At 41.9% G+C, this 22,244-nt stretch carries 22 protein-coding genes and 2 tRNA genes; 1 reads left to right on the top strand and 23 read right to left on the bottom strand.

What is annotated here, in order from left to right:
• Positions 1–261 precede the first annotated feature (261 nt).
• From cysS to RTX25_RS02960, 13 genes are all read right to left on the bottom strand, one after another.
• Positions 262–1,659: a cysteine--tRNA ligase gene (cysS, locus tag RTX25_RS03020; protein ID WP_312650326.1), complete on the bottom strand. Its 1,398-nt coding sequence runs from the start codon at positions 1,657–1,659 to the stop codon at positions 262–264.
• Between the two features lie 37 nt (positions 1,660–1,696).
• Entirely contained in the window at positions 1,697–3,151 is a 1,455-nt protein-coding gene (locus RTX25_RS03015; RefSeq protein WP_312650324.1) for a YbaK/EbsC family protein, read from the bottom strand.
• 148 nt (positions 3,152–3,299) lie between these two features.
• Complete coding sequence (locus tag RTX25_RS03010) at positions 3,300–3,629, bottom strand: Lin0368 family putative glycerol transporter subunit (protein ID WP_312650323.1); 330 nt, start codon at positions 3,627–3,629, stop codon at positions 3,300–3,302.
• A 19-nt stretch (positions 3,630–3,648) separates the two neighbouring features.
• Positions 3,649–4,014, bottom strand: coding sequence for a Lin0368 family putative glycerol transporter subunit (locus tag RTX25_RS03005; RefSeq protein ID WP_312650320.1), 366 nt, complete (start codon positions 4,012–4,014; stop codon positions 3,649–3,651).
• Positions 4,015–4,054: 40 nt separating this feature from the next.
• On the bottom strand, positions 4,055–4,447 hold the full coding sequence (gene dhaM / locus RTX25_RS03000) for a dihydroxyacetone kinase phosphoryl donor subunit DhaM (protein ID WP_312650317.1): 393 nt from the start codon (positions 4,445–4,447) through the stop codon (positions 4,055–4,057).
• Between the two features lie 144 nt (positions 4,448–4,591).
• Positions 4,592–6,085: a glycerol kinase GlpK gene (gene glpK, locus RTX25_RS02995; RefSeq protein WP_312650315.1), complete on the bottom strand. Its 1,494-nt coding sequence runs from the start codon at positions 6,083–6,085 to the stop codon at positions 4,592–4,594.
• A gap of 78 nt (positions 6,086–6,163) precedes the next feature.
• Positions 6,164–6,730: a glycerol-3-phosphate responsive antiterminator gene (locus tag RTX25_RS02990; RefSeq protein WP_312650312.1), complete on the bottom strand. Its 567-nt coding sequence runs from the start codon at positions 6,728–6,730 to the stop codon at positions 6,164–6,166.
• 254 nt (positions 6,731–6,984) lie between these two features.
• On the bottom strand, positions 6,985–7,674 hold the full coding sequence (gene ispD / locus RTX25_RS02985; RefSeq protein WP_312650309.1) for a 2-C-methyl-D-erythritol 4-phosphate cytidylyltransferase: 690 nt from the start codon (positions 7,672–7,674) through the stop codon (positions 6,985–6,987).
• A gap of 3 nt (positions 7,675–7,677) precedes the next feature.
• On the bottom strand, positions 7,678–8,784 hold the full coding sequence (locus tag RTX25_RS02980; RefSeq protein ID WP_312650679.1) for a PIN/TRAM domain-containing protein: 1,107 nt from the start codon (positions 8,782–8,784) through the stop codon (positions 7,678–7,680).
• Between the two features lie 106 nt (positions 8,785–8,890).
• Positions 8,891–10,246, bottom strand: a complete 1,356-nt coding sequence (radA, locus tag RTX25_RS02975; RefSeq protein ID WP_312650306.1) for a DNA repair protein RadA — start codon at positions 10,244–10,246, stop codon at positions 8,891–8,893.
• Between the two features lie 139 nt (positions 10,247–10,385).
• On the bottom strand, positions 10,386–12,911 hold the full coding sequence (locus RTX25_RS02970; RefSeq protein WP_312650304.1) for an ATP-dependent Clp protease ATP-binding subunit: 2,526 nt from the start codon (positions 12,909–12,911) through the stop codon (positions 10,386–10,388).
• 16 nt (positions 12,912–12,927) lie between these two features.
• Entirely contained in the window at positions 12,928–13,926 is a 999-nt protein-coding gene (locus tag RTX25_RS02965; RefSeq protein WP_312650302.1) for a protein arginine kinase, read from the bottom strand.
• On the bottom strand, positions 13,916–14,293 hold the full coding sequence (locus RTX25_RS02960; RefSeq protein ID WP_312650299.1) for a UvrB/UvrC motif-containing protein: 378 nt from the start codon (positions 14,291–14,293) through the stop codon (positions 13,916–13,918). The genes RTX25_RS02965 and RTX25_RS02960 overlap by 11 nt, the downstream gene beginning before the upstream one ends.
• A gap of 296 nt (positions 14,294–14,589) precedes the next feature.
• Here RTX25_RS02960 and RTX25_RS02955 point away from each other — a divergent pair, with 296 nt between their 5' ends.
• On the top strand, positions 14,590–15,891 hold the full coding sequence (locus tag RTX25_RS02955) for a sortase domain-bontaining protein (protein WP_312650296.1): 1,302 nt from the start codon (positions 14,590–14,592) through the stop codon (positions 15,889–15,891).
• Positions 15,892–16,017: 126 nt separating this feature from the next.
• Here the strand turns inward: RTX25_RS02955 and RTX25_RS02950 are convergent, their stop codons facing one another.
• The 10 genes from RTX25_RS02950 to RTX25_RS02905 form a co-directional block, all read right to left on the bottom strand.
• Positions 16,018–16,932, bottom strand: a complete 915-nt coding sequence (locus RTX25_RS02950; protein ID WP_312650293.1) for a stage 0 sporulation family protein — start codon at positions 16,930–16,932, stop codon at positions 16,018–16,020.
• 5 nt (positions 16,933–16,937) lie between these two features.
• Positions 16,938–17,969, bottom strand: a complete 1,032-nt coding sequence (locus tag RTX25_RS02945) for an AAA family ATPase (protein WP_312650290.1) — start codon at positions 17,967–17,969, stop codon at positions 16,938–16,940.
• Between the two features lie 20 nt (positions 17,970–17,989).
• Complete coding sequence (locus RTX25_RS02940) at positions 17,990–18,319, bottom strand: cyclic-di-AMP receptor (RefSeq protein WP_312650288.1); 330 nt, start codon at positions 18,317–18,319, stop codon at positions 17,990–17,992.
• Positions 18,320–18,379: 60 nt separating this feature from the next.
• A complete protein-coding gene (locus RTX25_RS02935; protein ID WP_312650285.1) occupies positions 18,380–19,054 on the bottom strand; it encodes a thymidylate kinase in 675 nt (224 codons plus the stop codon).
• A gap of 123 nt (positions 19,055–19,177) precedes the next feature.
• Positions 19,178–19,663, bottom strand: a complete 486-nt coding sequence (locus RTX25_RS02930; RefSeq protein WP_312650282.1) for a hypothetical protein — start codon at positions 19,661–19,663, stop codon at positions 19,178–19,180.
• Positions 19,664–19,938: 275 nt separating this feature from the next.
• Positions 19,939–21,129: a MalY/PatB family protein gene (locus tag RTX25_RS02925; RefSeq protein WP_312650279.1), complete on the bottom strand. Its 1,191-nt coding sequence runs from the start codon at positions 21,127–21,129 to the stop codon at positions 19,939–19,941.
• Positions 21,130–21,266: 137 nt separating this feature from the next.
• Positions 21,267–21,680, bottom strand: a complete 414-nt coding sequence (locus RTX25_RS02920; protein ID WP_312650277.1) for a hypothetical protein — start codon at positions 21,678–21,680, stop codon at positions 21,267–21,269.
• Positions 21,670–21,882: a helix-turn-helix transcriptional regulator gene (locus tag RTX25_RS02915; RefSeq protein ID WP_312650274.1), complete on the bottom strand. Its 213-nt coding sequence runs from the start codon at positions 21,880–21,882 to the stop codon at positions 21,670–21,672. Before RTX25_RS02915 ends, RTX25_RS02920 begins: the two co-directional genes overlap by 11 nt.
• Positions 21,883–22,024: 142 nt before the next feature.
• Positions 22,025–22,098: transfer RNA gene (locus RTX25_RS02910), tRNA-Cys, on the bottom strand.
• A 1-nt stretch (position 22,099) separates the two neighbouring features.
• Positions 22,100–22,175: transfer RNA gene (locus RTX25_RS02905), tRNA-Phe, on the bottom strand.
• Positions 22,176–22,244: the final 69 nt, after the last annotated feature.

Below are 22,244 nucleotides of genomic sequence, written 5' to 3'. Positions count from 1 at the left end.
TTAATCATCAAACAATACCTTTTAATAAACTTATTACATTAACAATTATTTCACATTTAACAGTATAAATAGACATTCTGGATAGCTTTAATCTCTAAAATCGTTAACAGAAAACAATGTCGACTTACATGAAATCAATTTCTTGCACTATTTTTGAACAAAATAGTATAAATTTCTGCTTTAGTCATAAATTTCTGCTTGTTTATCAATAAAGCCGGGTATTGATAAATCTATCACTACCCGGCTTTTATAGCTAAACTGTTAACTTCTCTTGGACCATCTTACCCCACTGGGTGTATCCTCGAGAATAATACCCTGATTCATCAAATCATTTCTGATCTTGTCCGCCATTGCAAAATCTCTGTTCTTTCTTGCTTCATTTCTTTCTTCTATCAGTTTTTCAATTTCTTCCTCAAGGGATCCACCAAACGGATTCTGCATGATTCCCAGTGGCGAACCAAGTTCAATAAGAAGATCAATCGCATGCTTTACCAGCTTTTGAGAAGAATCTTTGTTAATTCTTATATTAACTTCACGAATCAGTTCAAAAATCACTGAGATTCCATCTGCTGTATTGAAGTCATCATCCATCTTCTCGATAAAACGTTCCTTATAACGGTTCAGTTCTACAACAACCGACTTTTCTTTCTCACTGATTTCCTCTTTTTCATTATTGAGGTATCCATTCAGGATATTAAGGGCATTATACATTCTTTCAAGACTCGCCTTAGCTGCATCAAGTACTTCTACCGTGAAATTAATCTGCGTCCTGTAATGACCTGAAATCATAAACAGACGGATAACTTCCTGATCGTATTTTTCCAGAATCTCTCTTGCTGTAAAGAAGTTGTTGAGAGATTTACTCATTTTCTTGTTGTCCACATTGATGAACGCACCATGGAGCCAGTACTTGGCAAAGGTTTTGCCTGAACGCCCTTCACTCTGAGCAATTTCATTTTCATGATGAGGGAAGATGAGATCTGTACCTCCAGCATGAATGTCTATTGTCTCACCCAGAAGATTCAGCGCCATGCATGAGCACTCAATATGCCATCCAGGTCTGCCGTTTCCCCATGGACTTTTCCATGAAGGTTCAAAAGGCTTGGCATTCTTCCATAGTGCAAAGTCCATAGGATCCTGTTTTCTTTCGTCTACATCCACTCGAGAGCCTGTCTGCAGATCTTCCAGTTTCTGACCTGACAGTTTTCCATATCCGACGAAGGATTTTGTGGAATAATAGACGTCTCCGTCCACTTCATAAGCATAACCCTTTTCGATCAGCTCTTCGATGAAGCTGATTATTTCACTGATGTACTCTGTAGCCCTTGGATTGACCGTTGCTCTTTTGATTTTGAGCTTGTCTGCATCCTTGTAGTATTCCATGATATAGTGATCACCCAGTTCTTTCACTGTAGTTTCTGTATCCTGAGCTTTCTTGATCATTTTATCATCTATATCGGTGAAATTCTGAACGAAATTCACTTCATATCCTCTATACTCCAAATACTTTCTAATCGTATCGAAGATAATGAAGGTCCTGGCATTCCCGATATGAAAAAGATTGTACACTGTAGGTCCACAGACATACATTTTTACCTTACCTTCTTCTATTGGGATAAACTCTTCCTTTTTCCTGGTTAATGTATTATAAACCTTCATAACCTTCCTCCTAAAAATCTAGATCATTCTGTCTAGTTTATTCTATCACTTTCGAGCGGATAATTTCCACTATATTATTTAATGAAGCTTCAGTGATGGCCCCATTCCGATCTTTTATGTCAAATGCGGCATCTTTTCCGACGATGATTCTTTGCGGAATCCCAATGAGGTCATAATCATAAAATTTGCTGCCTATACGATCTTTCCGGTCATCATAAAGGACTCGAATTCCTTCCGACTTCAGGAGCGCATAGAGTTTCTCTCCCATTTCAGTTCCCTTCTCGCTTCTTGGATCTACTACAGCCACAACAGCCTGAAAACTTGAAATGTCTTGGGGAAAATCAGATCCGATATCATCTCGGTAATGTTCGGCCATGGCAAGCAGAATTCTGTCTATGTTGATATAACCAAGGCTTAAGCTGTGGTATTCAAAATCTCCTTTTAAGGACTGCACCCGTATTTTTTCCGGGTGGATACGGACCTCTCCAACCAGCCAGCCGTCAAAAGCTTGCTCTCTCAGGGCAACAGAATGAAAATCACCTGTAAAATGTCTGCCATAGGTAAGCCCCTTTAAGTGATGGTCTGTGGAATTTGCACCCGCTATATACTGCCTGTCTTTTCTTATTCCTGAATCAATGATGATCCGATCGACTTTAAGATCCTTAGGTCCCGCAAATCCCACTTCTGCTCCTGTGAGTTCCTTAACAAGTTCAGGTGAAAGAACGCGAAGTGAGTCCTCTTTAATACCAAGAACTCTTGTCACCGCTTCCATATCCACATCTCTGTGACCTTCAACCAGCACAGCATATTTTGAGCTTCCATCAGTATAAAGCATAGTTTTAATCACCTGTTCAGGTGATACTTTTAAAAACCTGCATAGGTCATCAATGGTACGTATAGCCGGTGTATGTACTTTAATCAGATCATTCGCGTTGAGCGTACCCGTTTCACTCAGTTCTCCTTTGTTTTCTTCAGATTCGCCGTAGAAATGATCTTGTCCGCCAAGTGTTCTGTAATAGCAACCACCTCGATCCATCTCACAGACAATACCCAGCTTCTTCATGACAGACATCATCAGCTCCTGCACCGAGCTTTGTTCCATACCAAGAACGGATAACCCTATGACATTCTGAGATTTTGTTTTCCAGAAGGATTCATACTGATTATTTCTGAATTCTATCTCTTCCTTGGTGTAGATTTTCAGCGGGATATCTTTATACGAAGCTGAGAATGTACGATTGTATTCATGCAGCGACTGATTGTAGCTCAGAAGATCCTTTTTACCGGATATAGCGACCTCGCTGAACTCGTTAAGACACTCTTCAACCGCCATCTCTATCCTTTTCCTCAGAATCAGCCCCAGTGTGGTATAACAGGCTCTTCCATCTATTCTCTTCAGAAATCCCGCACGTTCAACAACTGATTCTATGTTATTGTGATCCCTGGTCTGGTCAGGTTTCATCGTACGCAGCAGCAGTTCTTTAATCTTCATTGTAAACCTCTCAATTCTTCTGTTTCATATTTTAGACTTCATTCTTCTATTATACCCAATCGATTGCCATCTTTGTACTAAAATCAAATCTGCAGCATAGAAAAAAGGATGCGCATTGCGCATCCTTAAATATAAGATCGTATTAATTTTATAGGAAATTTGAAAGTACGAATCCACCGATGATACCGCCAACGATACCAGCAAGGATTGTGCTTGCATTGATTTTCTTTCCGGCGAAGACGTCAGCAAAGAATAATCCTGTACCTGCTGCCCATGCCATATCGATCCATGCTGTTCCTGACTGATAAACCATTCCAAGTCCATGGTTCAGTGCCCACATTGTACCAACGATAAATGCTGCAGCCATCCAGCCGCCTATTGGACCAAATGCTTCAACCAGTTTACCCCACATCATGGAGATCAGGAATGGAAACATAAATCCGCCAACAATTGTTGTGATAATATTAGTTAGTTCCATTATTTATACCTCCTATCCCTTACTTCGCTGTGTCTTTGTTGAAAGCATTGATTGCAAGTGCTGCTAGAAGAGCACCAACTGTTAGCAGACCGATTGTAGGTAATGAGCTAACAAGTCTTCCAAAGTCAAAACCGTTTTCTCCAGTTCCGAATACGTCTCTGAAAATACCGGTCCAGGCAATTCCCCAAGCCATATCAACAAACGCGTGATCAGCAGGATTGTCAACTAATCCAATATAGTGGTTTAAGAACCACATTGGCCCGATAATAGCTACAGCTGCAAGCCAGCCGCCCAGATTTCCGTAAGCTCCTGCCCAGTCGCCCCATATGCTCATAACGAACATACCAGCTATGGCAAAACCTACTGTACTTCTTACAAATTTCATAGTATATCTCCTCTCATTTTGTGATGTTAGCTGACTTTTATCAGCTGAATTTGTCTAGTTTAGTCAGTTTGACTTCATCCAGGACTGAATCGACATTATCACTAACCATAGACTGCACACCCGCTACAAATGCACCCTCAACAATCGGAGCATCCACAAGTATACATTTCGCCTTCAGATCTTCATCAACTAGATCGAGAGCGATTTCTGAACTCATGATTGAGCTTCCTATATCTGTAAATATCAATATACTATTGCATTCAGAAAGCTGATTTATAGCTTCAACAATTTTATCCGCACTGGTGCCCAGTCTTCCGTCTGAGGTACCTCCAGCTGAAATTATAGGGACTTCGTCCTTTGTCATTTCAACTACAAGATCTTTGATTCCATCTGTAATTTTTTCACTGTGGGATACTAAAATTAAACCTATCATGAAATTCACTCCTTCTCATTTTCGAGTTCTTTTGTTCGTTTGTGTATGCCTATCGTCAGATCAGTTCGATTTGCTCTCTGGATGTATCATATAACACCTCTATACTGATTGCTCAGTATAGAGATGTATAGATTCACTTAGAAATTATTTGTCTTTATTTTCCCAGTCCAGTGATCTTTCAACAGCCTTCTGCCATCCAGCATATAAAGCGTCTCTGTCTTCAGACTTCATATTTGGATTGTATTCTCCGTCGATTGCCCACTTAGTCTTGACTTCATCTTCATTAGCCCAGAATCCAACTGCAAGTCCAGCAAGATAAGCTGCACCAAGAGCTGTTGTTTCAGCGATAACCGGTCTTAGAACTGTTCTGTCAAGAATATCAGCCTGGAACTGCATCAGGAAGTTGTTAGCGGATGCTCCACCATCAACCTTAAGGTTCTGAAGTTCAACTCCTGCATCCTTTTCCATAGCTACCAGAACGTCCTTAGTCTGATAAGCGATTGCTTCAAGAGCTGCTCTGATGATATGGTATCTGTTTGCTCCTCTTGTCAATCCAAGGATAGCTCCTCTAGCATACTGATCCCAGTGTGGTGCGCCAAGTCCAACGAATGCTGGAACTACATAAACGCCTGCATTGTCCTTAACCTTCTTAGCGAAGTATTCGGAATCCTTTGAATCGTAGATCAGCTTAAGTTCATCTCTCAGCCACTGAATTACTGCTCCAGCTACGAAGATTGAACCTTCAAGAGCATACTGTACCTTATCATGTGATGTAGCAGCGATTGTTGTTACCAGTCCATTCTTGGAAAGCTTCATTTCTTCGCCGATATTTACAAGTAAGAAACATCCTGTTCCATATGTATTCTTGGCTTCACCAGGTGTGAAACAGGTCTGTCCATAAAGAGCAGCCTGCTGGTCACCAGCAATACCAGCTATTGGAACCATAACACCATTGATGTTTGTTTCTCCATAAACTTCTGATGATTTCTTGACTTCTGGAAGCATGGATCTAGGAATGTTCAGCTCCTGCAGAAGTTTTTCGTCCCATTCAAGGTCCTTGATGTTGTATATCATTGTTCTGGAAGCGTTGGTATAGTCAGTTGCATGAACTCTACCTTCTGTCAGTTTCCAAAGCACCCAAGTATCAACTGTTCCGAACAGTAAGTCTCCGGCTTCAGCCTTAGCTCTAGCACCTTCAACGTTGTCAAGAATCCACTTGATCTTTGTTCCTGAGAAGTAAGCATCAATCTGCAGACCTGTGGTTTCTCTTACATAGTCGCCAAGTCCCTTTGCCTTAAGATCGTCACAGATGTTTGATGTTCTTCTACACTGCCATACGATAGCATTGTAAACTGGTTCGCCTGTATTCTTATCCCAAACCACTGTTGTTTCTCTCTGGTTTGTGATACCAATAGCAGCAACTTCATCAGCTCTTACGCCTGAACGAGCCATTGCTTCATTAAGCACACCATACTGTGATGACCAAATTTCTCTAGGATCGTGTTCTACCCATCCCTGTTTAGGATAAATCTGGGTAAACTCCTTCTGAGCAACACCAACGATGTTCTGCTCCTTGTCGAAAATGATTGTTCTTGAACTGGTTGTTCCTTGGTCAAGTGCAATAACGTACTTTTTCATTTTGTACCCCCCTGGTATTTTATTGTATATATAAAAAGCCACAAACTTAATAAGCTTGTAGCTTTCTCTATAACTCTACTACAAATTCCACAAACTTTTATTAGTCGTTGAAATTGCTGTCGCTCCTGATTCAAGAGCTGAATATGCATCATTCTTGTCAATGATAAGCCCACCTGCAACGATTGGGATATTGGTCAACAAAGAAATCTTTTTTAGGATTTTGGGGATGACCCCCGGTAGAATTTCAAAGGCATCTGCATAGGTATAATCCATATGCCTTCTGGCTTTCTCCATTGCCATGGAGTCCAGCATGAAGAACCTCTGAACTGTCATCAGACCCGCTTCTTTAGCAGCTTTGATCACATTAGACTTTGTAGAAATTATGCCATCAGCCTCAGTAAACTCTTTCACATATTTTGCGGAAATCTCTCGATTGTCCAGACCTTCGATGAGATCCATATGAACAAAGGCAATTTTCCCACATTTTTTTGCTTTCAGAACAATATTCGGCAAGTTAACAATATCTCCATAAAGGATGAAAACAACTTTGACTTGAGATTCACAAGCACTTTCCAGGCCAGGTCCATCCTTTGCGGCAGCTATTACAGGATACTCTTTAAGTATCTGAACCAAATCACTACGCATACGTTCTCCTATCCTGAGCTTTATTGATTTTACTTCAATTCACAATTTGTTTTTGTAACCCTTTACGGTTATTTTAACATGATTTTAGGGTTAAGTCGAATAGTATTTCACTAATAACGTTAACATTTTATGAATAAATTAACATATGGACCATTTCATTATCGTACTGATATCACGAAAACAATTGAACGTCAAAGGAGTACACACTATACATCCGTATAATTTGTACTCCTTTTTCTATGTAATATTTAACATTAGCTATGTTTTCGGCTCTTCAGTATCTGCTCTGCAAGGAGGAGATCTTCAGATGTCGTGATTTTAAGATTCGAATAATCATCTTCATAAAGATAAACCGGACCAAAGAATTCTTCATAGACCATGGTATCATCTGTTACGAATTTACCCATCTCATGTATCTTTTCATGAGCATCCAGAATATTTCCTGTGAAAAAACACTGTGGCGTATGAATGAGAAGGCAGCTGTCTCGATCAAGTGTGTTTTCTGAAAACCCCTCAGCACTCATCAGTTTGATTGTATCTTTCGGATGCACACCACACGCTGCAGCCTTATACTGCCTTGTATAGGAGATCCCATCTGTTATGGTTTTTTCGGTAACAAGAGGTCTGACCCCGTCATGGATAAGAACCATTGAATCCGGATCGATTTCACTGACCTTCCGAAGTCCGTTTCTGACTGAATGCTGACGTTCAAGTCCTGCAGCCACCAGTGTCACAGGTTTCTTCGGTTTATTTTCCAGGGACTCATAATAGGAAAAGTATGTTTCCGGCACTACAAGCACGATCTCATCGATTTCGGAAACCTCATCGAACTTACCGAGCGTTCTCATAAGGATGGGTAATCCATCCAGTTCCAGAAACTGTTTAGGGACTGAGCTGCCCATTCTTACCCCTTTTCCTCCGGAAACAATTAAAGCAATAACCATAGTCTAGTCCACCTTAGGTTTAGCAAAAATCATTCTGCCGGCAGCAGTCTGAAGGACAGATGTCACAATAACGAATATTGTTGACCCTACGTATCTCTTTCCATCTTCAACAACAATCATTGTACCGTCATCAAGATATCCGATACCCTGATTCTGCTCCTTACCGATTTTTGATATCAGCAAGTTGAGTTCTTCACCCGGTAAAAGCATCGGTTTAACGGCATTGGCCATCTCATTGATATTCAGTACCGGAACTCTCTGAAATTCCGCAACTTTATTCAGATTATAATCATTGGTCACTACTTTACCCTGAAGTACAGTCGCAAGTTTTAACAGTTTTGAATCAACTTCGGCAATTTCCGGAAAATCCTTTTCCCAGATTTCCACTTCGATATCCAGTTCATTCTGGATCTTATTGAGGATATCCAGTCCTCTTCTTCCACGGTTTCTCTTCAGTGAGTCAGATGAATCTGCAATGTGACGCAGTTCTTCAAGAACAAAGAAAGGAATGACCAGTTTACCTTCGATGAATCCTGTTTTGCAGATGTCATAGATTCTTCCATCGATGATGACAGAGGTATCCAGCACTTTCGGTGTTCCGTTATATACCGGTTTCTCTTTTTCCTTCTCAGGTTTTTCCTTGACCTGACCTCTATGTCTTATACCATGGAAAAAGCCAAGAATTTCTTCCTTCTTTTTTATCGCAATATTCGCACCCATAATTGCAGCGAGAATATTTAGCAGTACGGTCAGCAGTCCACCTAGCCCAGGCCAGATATCTGCCAGAGGCATGGTCAGGAAAAATGTGATCACCAGGAAAATGATTGCACCCACAGCTCCGAAAAGTATCTCAGTTACAGACATTCCAGACAGGTTTTTCTCGATGATCCTGTTTGCAGTATTCAGGACTTTGTAAATTTTAGATGATAATAGAAAAAATATAAGTGCGAAGATAATTACTGATACCGCAACCATTCCTACGGTAAACGGTATACCCTTAGTGAACCCCCAGTCTTCCACAGATGGAATACGCAGTATTCCCTGTGCGATGAAGTAACCTGTAATGGCTCCAGCTAAAGTTACGATTCCTCTTATGATATTTCTAATCAACATCTACACCTCCTTTTTTAATATAAATCTATTTCTTCAGATAGAGTTGACATGGCTGGTAATCATATTATAACTACTTTTCCTTGACTTTAACATAAAAACCGTATTAAAACATTTTGCTGACAGCTTCTTTAAGATTGTCCACAGCAATCAGATTGATGCCTTTATATTTAACTTTTTCAAGACTTCTCTTCGGCAGGATGAAATTCTGAAAGCCCATTTTGATTCCTTCACCGATCAGCCTGTCCACATGATTGACCGGACGAATCTCTCCCGTCAGTCCAACTTCCCCGATGGCAAGCAGTCTGTCATACTTCATTTCCTTACCCTTGGCACTGGAGATCAGACTTAAAGCCAGACCAAGATCCTGTGAAGTCCCCTCCACACTTAATCCGCCGACAACATTGACATAGACATCGCTGGCATAAAAGGGGATGCGAAGTTTTTTCTCGAGTACAGCAAGGATCAGATTCAGTCTTGGAAGTTCTATCCCGAGAGACGTCCTTCTTGGCATGACCGCTTTTGTTTCAGCGACTAGTGACTGCACCTGAACAAGTATCGGCCTTGTACCTTCCATGATCCCGATGACCACAGAACCTTCCTTAGCACCCATATGGTCTTCAAGAAATATTCTGGACGGGTCATAAACTTCGATGAGACCTTCCTGAGCCATTTCAAATACTCCGATTTCAGAAGTTGTTCCGAATCTGTTCTTCATTGTCCTGAGGATTCTGATCTCTTCCGTACGTTCTCCTTCAAAGTAGAGCACCGAATCCACCATATGTTCAAGAACCCTAGGTCCTGCAAGCTCGCCCTGCTTTGTGACATGGGCTACTATGAACAGCGGTATACCAAGTATCTTTCCGATCCTCATGAGTCCGTTTGCGCATTCTCTTACCTGGGAGACTGATCCAGGGGCTGAAGTGACTTTATCCGAATAGATTGTCTGTATGGAATCTATGATGACAAATGTGGGCTTCAGGTTCCGGATATGTTCTTCAATGACTTCAAGTGAGGTCTCAGAAACGATATAGAGCTTCTCCGCCTTTACCCCTAACCTGTCTCCACGAATCTTGATCTGCTCTTCGGATTCTTCTCCGGATACATAAAGTACACTTCCGTACCGGATGCCGATCTGATTTGCGCACTGAAGTAGAAGCGTTGACTTACCGATACCGGGGTCTCCAGAGATAAGCGTAAGTGAACCTTTTACAAGTCCACCACCCAGTACTCTGTTCAGCTCATTTATTCCTGTATCATAACGTTCCTTGTCCCCGGATATGATGTCTCCGATAAGCTTGGGATCACTGTGGTTGGACAGACCCTGTTTTCTCTGCGGCTCACTCTGAACCGCTTCTTCCACGAATGAATTCCATTCCCCGCAGTCCGGACATTTGCCTACCCATTTCACCGAAGTCGTTCCGCAGCTCTGACAGACATATTGTGTTTTCGTTTTAGCCATAATTTCCCCCTGATATTGAAAAAAATTAAACCCATAATCAGTTTCATGTTAATCTTATGCACCGATTATGGGTTTATCTTACTCTTAAGGGATTAACATAGCATTAACCCCTTATCCATTATTATTCATCATTCTATATCTATTCTTCTGCAGGTTGAGATTCCTCATTTTCCGTTTCATCCATTTCAGCATTGACGCCCGTTCTTTTCTCCACTCTGACATCTCTTTCTCCGGTCTTTGTAAAGAAGAGTTTATCATCCTTCATATCTACAAGAACTTCATCACCTTTACGGATATTGCCTCTTAACATCTCCTCTGAAAGTGTATCCTCCAGTTCCTTGGTGATTGCACGTCTTAGCGGTCTTGCTCCATACGCTGTATCAAAGCCGCTCTTTGTCATGAACTTCATCATTTCATCGGTGAATTTCAGATAGATTTCTCTTTCCGCAATTCTTTCTCCGACTTCATCCAGCATAAGCTTTGTGATCTTTTCAAGATCTTCGTTTGCCAGTGAATGGAACACGATGATATCATCTATTCTGTTCAGGAATTCCGGTCTGAATGCCTGTTTCAGTTCATCCATGATGTTGCCTTTCATTCGGTCATACTCTGCGGTGTTCTGATCCTCAGCAATGCTGAATCCCACAGTTTTCTGCTTCTTCAGTGTGGATGCACCGACATTGGAGGTCATGATGAGTATCGTATTCTTGAAGTTCACGGTCTTTCCCTTACCATCAGTCAGGCGGCCGTCTTCAAGTATCTGTAGAAGGATATTGAAGACATCCGGATGTGCTTTCTCGATTTCATCAAACAGAACAACCGAATATGGATTTCTTCTGACTGCTTCAGTCAGCTGTCCGCCTTCATCGTAACCCACATATCCCGGTGGGGATCCAATGAGTCTTGATACAGTATGTTTTTCCATGTATTCTGACATGTCGATCCTGATCATGGCTTTTTCGGAGCCGAACATAGCTATGGCAAGCGCTTTTGAAAGCTCTGTCTTACCTACTCCTGTTGGTCCCAGGAATATGAAGGATCCGATGGGTCTGTCGGGATCTTTAAGTCCTACTCTTGCACGTCTTACCGCTCTTGATATGGAATTCACCGCTTCATCCTGTCCGATGACCCTTTCATGAAGGAGATCTTCGAGGTTGAGCAGTTTTTCGGATTCGCTTTCCGTGAGTTTCTTTACAGGGACTTTGGTCCATCTTGAAACAACCTGTGCGATATCTTCTTCCGTCACCACAAGCCCTGATGATCCCATGGATCCGCTTTTCCACTTGTTCTTGGAATTATTCAGTGTCTTCTTCAGTTCATTTTCACGATCGCGCAGTTTTGCCGCTTTCTCATAATCCTGAAGAGATACCGCCTCTTCCTTTTCCTTCTGGATATTCTTCAGCTCTTCTTCAATATTCTTAACATCAGGTGGAGCTGTAAGGTTCTGAATTCTAACCTTGGCAGCGGCTTCATCCATAAGATCGATGGCTTTATCCGGCAGGAATCTGTCGGTGATGTAGCGGTCGGAAAGCTCAACTGCAGCTTCCAGAGCTTCATCTGTGATCTTGATTCTATGATGAGCCTCATACTTGTCTCTCAGTCCGATGAGGATAAGCTTTGCTTCCTCAGGGGTCGGTTCTCCCACATGTACTGGCTGAAATCTTCTCTCAAGAGCACTGTCTTTTTCAAAATGCTTTCTATATTCATCAATGGTAGTTGCACCGATGGTCTGGATTTCACCTCTTGCCAGTGCAGGTTTCAGAATATTGGCCGCATCGATGGCTCCTTCAGCACCGCCTGCACCGACTATGGTGTGGATTTCATCGATAAATAGAATGACATTTTTTGTATTCTTGATTTCAGTAAGGACGTTTTTCAGTCTCTCCTCAAATTCACCACGATACTTCGCGCCTGCAAGCATCTGAGGTATATCGAGAGATACCACTCTTTTACCTTTAAGCAGTTCAGGGATGTTTCCCTTGACGATTCTCTGTGCAAGACCTTCTGCAATGGCAGTTTTACCGACTCCAGGATCACCGATGAGTACCGGATTGTTTTTTGTTCTTCTGCTTAGAATTTCAAGAATCCTTTCCGTTTCCTCTCCTCTGCCGATGACAGGATCTAGCTTTCCGTCTCTTGCCATCTCAGTCAGATCCTTGCCGTACTGGTCAAGTGCCGGTGTTTCCGTATTTTCATGGCTTCTCGTTTCACCGTCTGTAGGTGTACCCTGATTTGCAAAGCTCTGAATGATGTCATTTTTCAGCTTGCTCACATCCACACCATGGCTTTGTATGATGGCAAATGCAACGCCTTCTTCCTCAGATAGGATTGCCAGAAGCATATGTTCAGGACTGATGTAGTTCTGTCCTAGATTTCTTGCTTCCTTGAAACTGTTGTCAAGGAGTCTCTTGGTCCTTGGTGTCAGTGCAAGCTGGCTTGTTCCTGTAAACATGCTGTTTCCTCGTCCAAGGGTTTCCTCGATCATTCCCTGAATACTCTCAGTTGTGATTCCGGCTTCGTGCAGAAGATTGCTCCCTGCTCCTTCAACGCTTGCAACACCATAAAGAATGTGTTCCGTTCCAATATAACCGTGCTGCAGCCGCTGGGACTCTTTTTGTGCATGCATCAATGTCGCTTTGGCTCTTTCAGTAAATCTTTCAAACATAAACAGGTTTCCTCCTCTAAAAAATACTGCGAATAATTTTCGCTCTGTTGATATCTCTTTCTTTCTCTGTCAGTTCAGCACCATATGCTATTTTCATCATACCGGGCTGAGTGTTGATGATCAGTCCGTCAATGAGACCGATATCGATGTCCTTAAGAAGCTCAGTCTCAATACCCATCCTGACTAAGGACAGATGGTAAAGGGCTTCCTTTGAGTTCATTAGTCTGGCATTCATAAGAATGCCCATGCTGCGGAAGATCTTATCCTCCATTTCCTGAGAATACTCATTAAGCAGTTTCCTCTGATGATCCTGCTCTTCGTCCAGAAGCTTCTCTATGGTGTCCTTGAGATTATAGAGAATATCCTCTTCTCTCATCCCTAAAGTCACTTCGTTGGAAATCTGATAGATGTTACCCTCAGCCTGAGAACCTTCCCCATAGATTCCTCTTATGGTCATGCCCATCTGAGCCAGAGCCTGACTGACATATCCGATTTTGTCGGTAAAGGTGAATCCTGGCAGATGAAGCATAACTGATGCTCTCATGGCTGTTCCAAGATTCGTCGGACAAGCTGTAATAAACCCCAGATTGTAGTCGAAGGCAAAGTTCAGCTTTTCACTGAGAAGATCATCGATTTTGGTTGCTTTAGTATACAGTTCCTCAAGGTTAAGGTCCTTGCCCATAACCTGTAGCCTGATGTGGTCTTCTTCGTTGATCATGAGACTTACATCTTCTTTATCATCGATGATATAAGCTGCCATATCGGAATTATTGATGAGCTTTGCGCTCACCAGATGCTTTTCAAAGGCAGCCAGAAGATCGGTTCTGCCAAGTTCCCACATACGCTTTGTCTGATAGTCTTTTTCCATGACACTGCTCACATAGAATGCATCCTCCACCTGACTCACCAGGTTTCTTGCCTTCTCACTGTCCAGCATATGAGGGAACGGGATGGTCTTCAGATTTCTTGCAAGTCTGATTCTGCTTCTTAATACAAGAGATTCCTTATTCAGCATCTGTCTCACCTTCTTCCAGACTCTTTTTGAGTTCCTGTATTTCGTCACGTACAAGTGCCGCTTCTTCAAAATTCTCCTCGGCGATAAGTTCCTTGAGCTTCAGTTTGAGCTCATCTATCTTTCTTTTGCTGACCACTTCTTTAGATGCATTCTTCGGGATCTTCCCGATATGGGTAAGACCGCCCTGAACCCTCTTGATCGTAGGGATCAGCGACTTCGAAAAATGTTCATAGCAATAGCTGCATCCTAAAAGACCTGTCCTCTGGAAATCACCAAAGGAGATATGACATTTGGGACACCTGTCTATTTCCTTATTATTGCTCTCCACCATGTCGAACAAAGATCCGAAAAAACTGTCCATTGACATGATCCTCACCTCTAATCCATTAATTCGTTATGACTCAATTAAATTATATCAAATTTAATTGTATAATGAAAGCACATACTTTTCAGTCTATTCTCTTTGTCTTTTTAATTCTATCATTCAATTATTAACTTTTTATAAAATGAAAATCATTTTTCAAAATTCACGCGCTATTGTGTGAATTTTTTTAGTGTGAGCTTGAATTATTTTTTTCCCCGTTCATTTTACCGCAGTCCTTATCCATTGACGTTGTAGAAGAGATGATATATTGTTACTTCTGGAATAAAGGAGGATATAAAATGAAGAATTTAATAAGTACATTGACTATACTATTACTCATATTTGGAATCGGACTTATCGTCCCAAAAATGGTCCCCTCTAGAGCTGTTGCGGGAGCACACTCACAGCAGGTGAATCCGATCAAGGATGGACCTGAGGCAGCTATAGTGCCTACACCCGTAAAATCCGAATTAACTGACGCAAAAACAGAATATGATAAAAATATCGAAAATACCACTGCAGGAGAAGAAAATAACGATAATTCTGAAGAAAATTTTCCGATAAAAACTGCAGAGTCAGATACATCATTTTCAGACAAAACAGATAAAAATGAGACTGAACAAGCACCAGGCGTCGACAAATTAGAACCAGTTGTCGACAACCTGAAAAAAGAGCAGGCACCCCAGAACACGAAAGATGCCGTGAACTCTAGTGAGACTAAGAAAACCTCAGAAGTGGCGGTATCAAAGCCTCAGACACCTGCTGCGGCCCCAGCTGCTCCAAAACCTCAGGTTGAAGAGATAACTTACAAGGCAGTCTCCTATACAAGATGGGTAACTACTCCCCTTAATATGAGAACAGGTCCAGGAAAAGACTATGAACTGATCTCATCCATCCCCATAGCACAGTCAGTGCTCGTGACCAGCATTTCAAGTAACGGTTGGGCTAAGATAACTTTTGGCGGTAAGGAAGGTTTTGTTTCAGGCAAATACCTCTCAGAGACAGAAGTGAGAAAACCTGCAGCCGCACCACCCGCACCAAAGCCTGCACAGCCAGCTCCAACATCTGCTCCAACACCAGCACCCGCTCCAGCTCCAGCTCCAGCTCCAGCTCCAGCGCCTGCTCCAGCTCCTGTTCCGGCACCCGCTCCAGCACCAGCACCAGCACCTAAACCACAGGCACCTACCTATGAAGCATACAAGATGTATATCGGCGGAAAAGCAATAACCTACAAGAATGGCGGTATTGCCAGTGGACAGAGCATCATCGACAGCAACAGCAATCTGATTTCCACATGGGGAGGCGCAGAAACCTTTTCCGGAAATGATGGCTACAATACACATTTCATCGGTCACAACCCAGGAATCTTCTCGGTGATGACGAAAATCGGAAATGGCAGCACAATTATCGTAACTGACAGCAACGGTCAGCCAACAACTTATAAGGTGACTCGAATCTTTACAGTGGATGATAATGCCTATAATGCAAAAGACGGTGTGAACTATTACAACTATATGGTTTCAAGAAGAGGCGGCGAAGTCATCACACTCCAGACCTGTCTGGATTCAAATACAAACCTCATCATCAGAGCTGAAAAATAGCATCCAGAATGATATCATAATTTTATAAGAAATTGAAAAAGAAGAGCTGTTACGATTTATACGTAATGGCTCTTCTTATATTTACATAATTGATCTGATTCAGATAAAGTGTTTTGCAGAGCTAAATTACTGCTGCTTTTTTCTGATCTTTTCCTTGGGCACTCTGTCGTTTGCGGTCATTTCCACCATCTCCGTGACATCATCAGGAACATCTGGTGTATTTTCATACCCGCCTCTTAAGAGCGTGACATCACTGATACTGAAAGTCTCGATGACTTCTTCATCAGGCAGGAAGATTTTCACATTGACCGTTTCCTTGATTGTGTTGTTGGAGACAACATCACCTTTGCCCATGGCAGTTTTAACCTGGGATCCCACTCTTGGCATTCTCTGCCTGATCTCCTCATAGGCTTCCTGCTCGTAATTGAGGCAGCACATAAGTCTTCCGCAGATTCCTGATATCTTGGTTGGGTTTAAGGAAAGGTTCTGTTCCTTAGCCATTTTTATGGAAACTGAGTTGAAGTCTCCAAGCCATGTGGAACAGCAGAGATTTCTTCCGCAGATCCCAATACCGCCCAGCATCTTCGCTTCATCTCTGACTCCGATCTGTCTTAATTCGATACGAGTCCTGAAGATGAGCGCAAGATCTTTCACCAGTTCTCTGAAGTCGATTCGACCGTCAGCCGTAAAATAGAAGATCACCTTGCTGTTGTCAAAGGTGTACTCCACATCCACAAGTTTCATATCCAGTTTATGTTCTGTAATTTTCTTTTCGCATACGGAAAAAGCTTCCTTTTCTTTGAATCTGTTTTCCGCGTGTTTACTGAGGTCCTGAGCACTTGCGACGCGAATAACAGGCTTCAGTGGAGCAAAAATCTCCTTTTCACTGATCTCCCTTATTCCCACCACACACTGACCGAACTCAATCCCTCTTGCGGTTTCCACAATTACTGCAGAATCCTTTTCTATGGTGTATTCCAGCGGATCGAAGTAATAAATCTTCCCCGCTTTCTTGAATCTAACACCTATGACTTTTACCATTTATATTAAACCTCCGTCAATCGTAGCAGTAAGCTGCTGGTTATCGTATCCTTGTTGATATTGATGCCTAGAGTAATGTACTTTCTCATGTCATAAAAGATATCCAGATACTTTTCCAGTGTATTGAATGTCAGCTCCCTGGCCAGGAAATCTGTATGTTCTCTTACATCATCTAGTAGTATGAAATCTTCATCCAGAGACTTCTTCTTCAGCACGGTGTTCACCGCATAGGTGAAGTCATCAAATATCCGGTCAAGGTCCATCTTGTTTAATTCGTCAAGGAGCTCAAGCACAGGATAGTAGACCCGCTTTCTTTTCTTCTTCATCTCAGCCAGTTCCCTCAGCAGTCTGAAAGACAGTTTCAGACTCTTATCTTCCATCCCTCCAAGGATCAGCTCTTCCGCTTTTCCCGGAATCCCTCTCGATGCTGAAATGATCTTTTTCTTTTCATCCTGAGACACATTCAGTTGTACTTTAGGTGCAATCTTCGCCTTCTTTCCTGTAATCTCATTCTTTATCTGTTCTTCTGCATAGCGTTTTTCCTCTTCCTTGTTAAATGAGGGCACAAACTGATTGAGATATGCTTCCATTTCCATATCATCAAGAGGAAGCAGCTTATGCATATGACATCTGGATCTGATGGTATCGGCCATGGACATTTCATTCTCAGCAAGAAGGAAAAAGAAAATACCTTCCATTGGCTCCTCTATGGTTTTAAGGAGCGCATTCTGAGCTTCCTGTCCGAGTCTGCTGGCCTCATAGAAAATGATCACTTTTTTATACCCTTCATAAGGTCTCAGCGCAGCTTCTATAACAACCTCTCTGACCTGATTTACCGTGATGATGGTCTTTTCCGGTCTTATCCTTACAATATCCACCGAGTCACGATCACCAAACCCCAGGATCTCTCTGGCTACTGTTTCCGCCAGAAGTGATTTACCGATCCCATCGGGTCCGACGATAATATGCGCATGAGAAAGGGTATCGTTTCTTATGGCTTTTAGAAACCTTTCTCTAAGTTTGAAAAATCCGATCAAAACAATACCCTCCCAAATGACTAAATCTTAATGAAATTATCCACATCGAGCACAAATATTGTTGCTCCACCTACTTCTATATCTACCGGGTAGGGAACATAAACGCCCGTTGTGGTAGATAGAGGTGACGGATTCGTCACAACCTGGTGTCTTGTCTTACATGTCTCCTCGATGATACTGAGTACAGTATCCACCTTGTCCGCTTCAATACCGATCATAAGTGTAGTATTCCCGGATTTGAGGAAGCCACCGGTTGTTGCAAGCTTTGTTACTCTATATCCTTTTTCATTCAGTAAATCAATGACGTCGATCGCATCTTCATCATTGACAATAGCTATAATCAGTTTCATATCTGCACCTCCCGTTATTACTTTTATTATACAGTATTTTCGTTAAAATTGAAACGCAGTCTAAAGCATGTCAATGGCTGAGAGGTAGATGTCACTGAAGATATCTTCCTTTGAGCGCATCCTTCCATTCTCTACACAGCTGATCTTTGTCCATCCATATTTATCTGCTACATAGTGAGCATTCATATAGGAGGTGTCAAGGTGATGCTGATCCCCCTCATGGATGTCCTTCTCTTTTTCTCCGGTTATCTTGTTCTTTCTTTCCCTTGTCATTTCCATGGATATTTCCGGAGGCACATCGAGGAAAAATACCAGGTCAGGCTTCGGAATGCCATACATTCCAAATTCGAGCTGATAAAGCCACTCAAGAAAAGTGTCCCTTTCCGCCTGATCAAGAATCTTGGATGCCTGGTGAACCATATTTGCGGTAGTATATCTGTCTGCCACAACGATTCCTCCAGCCTCATAAAAGTCTTTCCATTTTGTGGTGTAGGACGCATAACGGTCCGCAGCAAAGAAGCTCGATGCCACATAGGCTGAAACGTCTTCCGGATTTTTCCCGAAGTCTCCTCTGAGATACATCTTGACGAGTGACGAGCTTTCAGACTGATAGTCCGGAAACTCCACTTTGATCACCCTGAGGCCCTTGCTCAGAAGTGTTCTGTAAAGCTTATCCGACTGTGTCTGTTTTCCAGACCCGTCCACACCTTCTATAACGATCAACTTACCTTTCATGTCCTACCTCACCAATCATAATTATATATATTATCCATTATGTCTTTCCTTATTCCATTCTATATTATAACCGATTTACCCATACATTACACTAGAGCGGAAATTTAAAGGACATCATAGAAACTATGATGTCCGGAGTGAATGATTAATTTTATTGAGCATTGACTGACTTGGACTGAAGTAGAAAGACTTGGCATTTCCCTCATCCTGATACTCGCAGCAGCACCCAAGCTTAACAAGGTTTCTTGAATAGTTGCTGTTTACCGAACCAAGAATTCTTCTTCCCGATCTGGAATAATGAAGTGATCTGATTTCTGAAAGTTTCACTCTTCTCACCAGATGATTCTTGTCTCCACTGATTCTGTGAATGATCAGATCATCTGCAATGATTGAATATCGGTATACTTCTCTTGATTTTGCAATTACAGCATAACCAGCCAGAAGAAATAGCATTGTCAGTACAAGGTCCAGCGCTGTTTTCATCTCCTGAGTCAACCCTATCTTTGTACCAAAGTAGGATACCATAATCAGCGACAATCCGAAAATAACAAGCAGACACACCAAGGGGGCTGCATTTCTTTTAACTTTTTCGTTGTATATACAACTCATAATTTCTGTTTCCTCCAGGCGCCTTATTTTCTCTTACAGACGCTCAATCCACATATGCTATTATACGCAGATTCCCTGATTAAAGCGAACCTCTCCAGCCACTTAATTCCGCCTTATTATGCCTAATATGAGAGCGTCCTATAGTTTAAGTCGAATAAGTTCTGAATCCTTTATATTATTAGCGTTATCTCTTATTATCTACCAGATCCTGACCTTCATCTACTTCTCTAAAAACCGAACAAACCATAAACCGATTACATGATCATCTGTACTGATCAGTCCTCATATTTTCTGATGACTGAAGAAATTCTCTTCAGTGCATCCTCCAGCACAAAACGGGGACAGGCAAGATTAATGCGTTCAAATCCCGTTCCTGTTTCTCCGAAAAAGTATCCTTCATCGAGAAATACGAGTGCTTCTTCATGCAGAATTCTTTCCAGTTCTGTTTTATCCAGTCTTAACGCCCGGAAATCCATCCATTGAAGATAGGTTCCTTCCAGATCATATACCCGGATTTTAGGATGATTAACTTCCATATAGTCTTTCACAAGAAGATGATTAGTGTGTATTACCTCGATCAGTTCTTCCAGCCAATCTTCACACTCATTATAAGCAGTTTTACAGGCTTCATAGCCTAGAGCATTCAGATTCATGACAGCAGTCTTGTTCATTTCTCTGATGAACAGCCTTCTCAGTTTCGGATTCGCTATGATGATGTTGGAAGTCTGCATGCCAGCCAGATTGAACGTCTTGCTTGGCGCGGTGAATACAACGGTATTGCTTTCTGTCCACTCGTTCAGGCTTGAAAAAACAGTATGCCGATATCCTGGCATGATGAGGTCGAAATGTATTTCATCCGACAAGACAAGGATTCCGTTTCTCTCACAGATTTCTGCAACCTTCTCCAGCTCCTCTCTTGTCCAGACACGACCAACAGGGTTGTGGGGACTGCAGAAAAGAAGAGCCGTGTTTTTCGGGTCTCTGGCTTTTTCCTCCAGATCTTCAAAATCTATCTCATAACGTCCGCTGACTTCCTTCAGCTCATTTCTCACCAATGTGCGTTCACCGCTCTCTACTGCTTTATAGAACGGATAATATACGGGAGACATGACAATGACCCCATCACCCGGCTTTGTCAGAGCGGTTACAGCCATGAAGAAAGCACCAACTACACCCGGGGTGCCGACGATCCATGTATCTTCAATTTCCCATCCATGCCTCTTCTTCATCCAGTTTCTGACCGACTCAAGATACTCTGCAGTAGGTCCTGTATATCCTAGAACATGTCTGTCCAGATATTTCTTTAATGCTTCCACAATTTCCGGTGGTGTTCTGAATTCCATATCCGCTACAGATAAAGGAACGATCTTCTCACTCACCGATTCAGGATTCCACTTGACCATCTGGTCATACTTGAATGATCCTGTATCATATCGGTCTACAAGGGTTTCAAAATCATATTTCAACTGCGACAACTCCTTATCAATTTCATTTCCATAATTATATCATAGGTCAAAGGGAAGGAAGTTATGGTTCCAGAAAAGAAGCTTCCCATTAAAGAAACTTCTCTCTTGATATATTAAGGTAAGTTTTATTTTATATATTAAATTCTTTTCGATAGTATCCAGGACGAAATTATATGGATTAACATAAGCAGGAGCGCAAAAACTGCTGAACCATAGGTCATATTAAAATCATTTCTGATCTCACCTATGATTGACAGGCCAAACAGGATAATAATAGAAGCAAAGTAAGAATAGTAACCCGCTCTATCTCTTATCACTTTGTTTCTCTCGTCCTCCTGAAGGACTTTCTCCATAACCTTCAGTTTCGGATTTTTACGATAGGCATAGAGGTCTGAAAGCGCAAAACCTATTGCAGCTCCAATTACTTTTGAGAGAATGCTGAATACAGGCTCTTCACCTCCACTAATGATATAGACAGCACCCCCGACGAAATATCCCACAAGCATCCAAATAAATCGATTGATGTTTTTCTGTTTCATCTTAATTTCCATTTTCCATCTCCTCCTCGTAAATAAAGATTTCTTCTATGCTGCACTGAAAAACTTTTGCGATTTTAAAGGCCAGAAGAATGGACGGATTATACTTACCATTCTCCAATGAACTGATGGTCTGCCTCGAAACTTCAAGAAGATCTGCCAACTCATCCTGCTTAAGACCTTTTTCTTTTCTTAGTATCTCTAACCGATTCTTCATGATTTCTCCTTTGTAAAGCTCGCTTTACATGTATATTAATCTTTGTCTTCATCTATGTCAAGCAAGCTTTACAAATATTACGATATTATTTATTGGAATATAAAAGAACTCCTGAATGATCAAATCATTCAGGAGTTCTTAATGGAGGCGCCACCCGGATTTGAACCGGGGGTGAAAGTTTTGCAGACTTCTGCCTTACCACTTGGCTATGGCGCCATGGTGGCTTCACTCGGAATCGAACCAAGGACACGTAGATTTTCAGTCTACTGCTCTACCGACTGAGCTATGAAGCCAATGAAGTTACATAATGTTCCTTCAAAACTGCATGTGGAGAGAGTAAAGAATGATACCGGAGCATCTTT

The sequence above is a fragment of the Proteiniclasticum sp. genome, from assembly GCF_032054185.1.
In the GTDB taxonomy this organism is placed as follows: domain Bacteria; phylum Bacillota; class Clostridia; order Clostridiales; family Clostridiaceae; genus Proteiniclasticum.
This window is presented reverse-complemented; position numbering and strand designations above follow the sequence as displayed.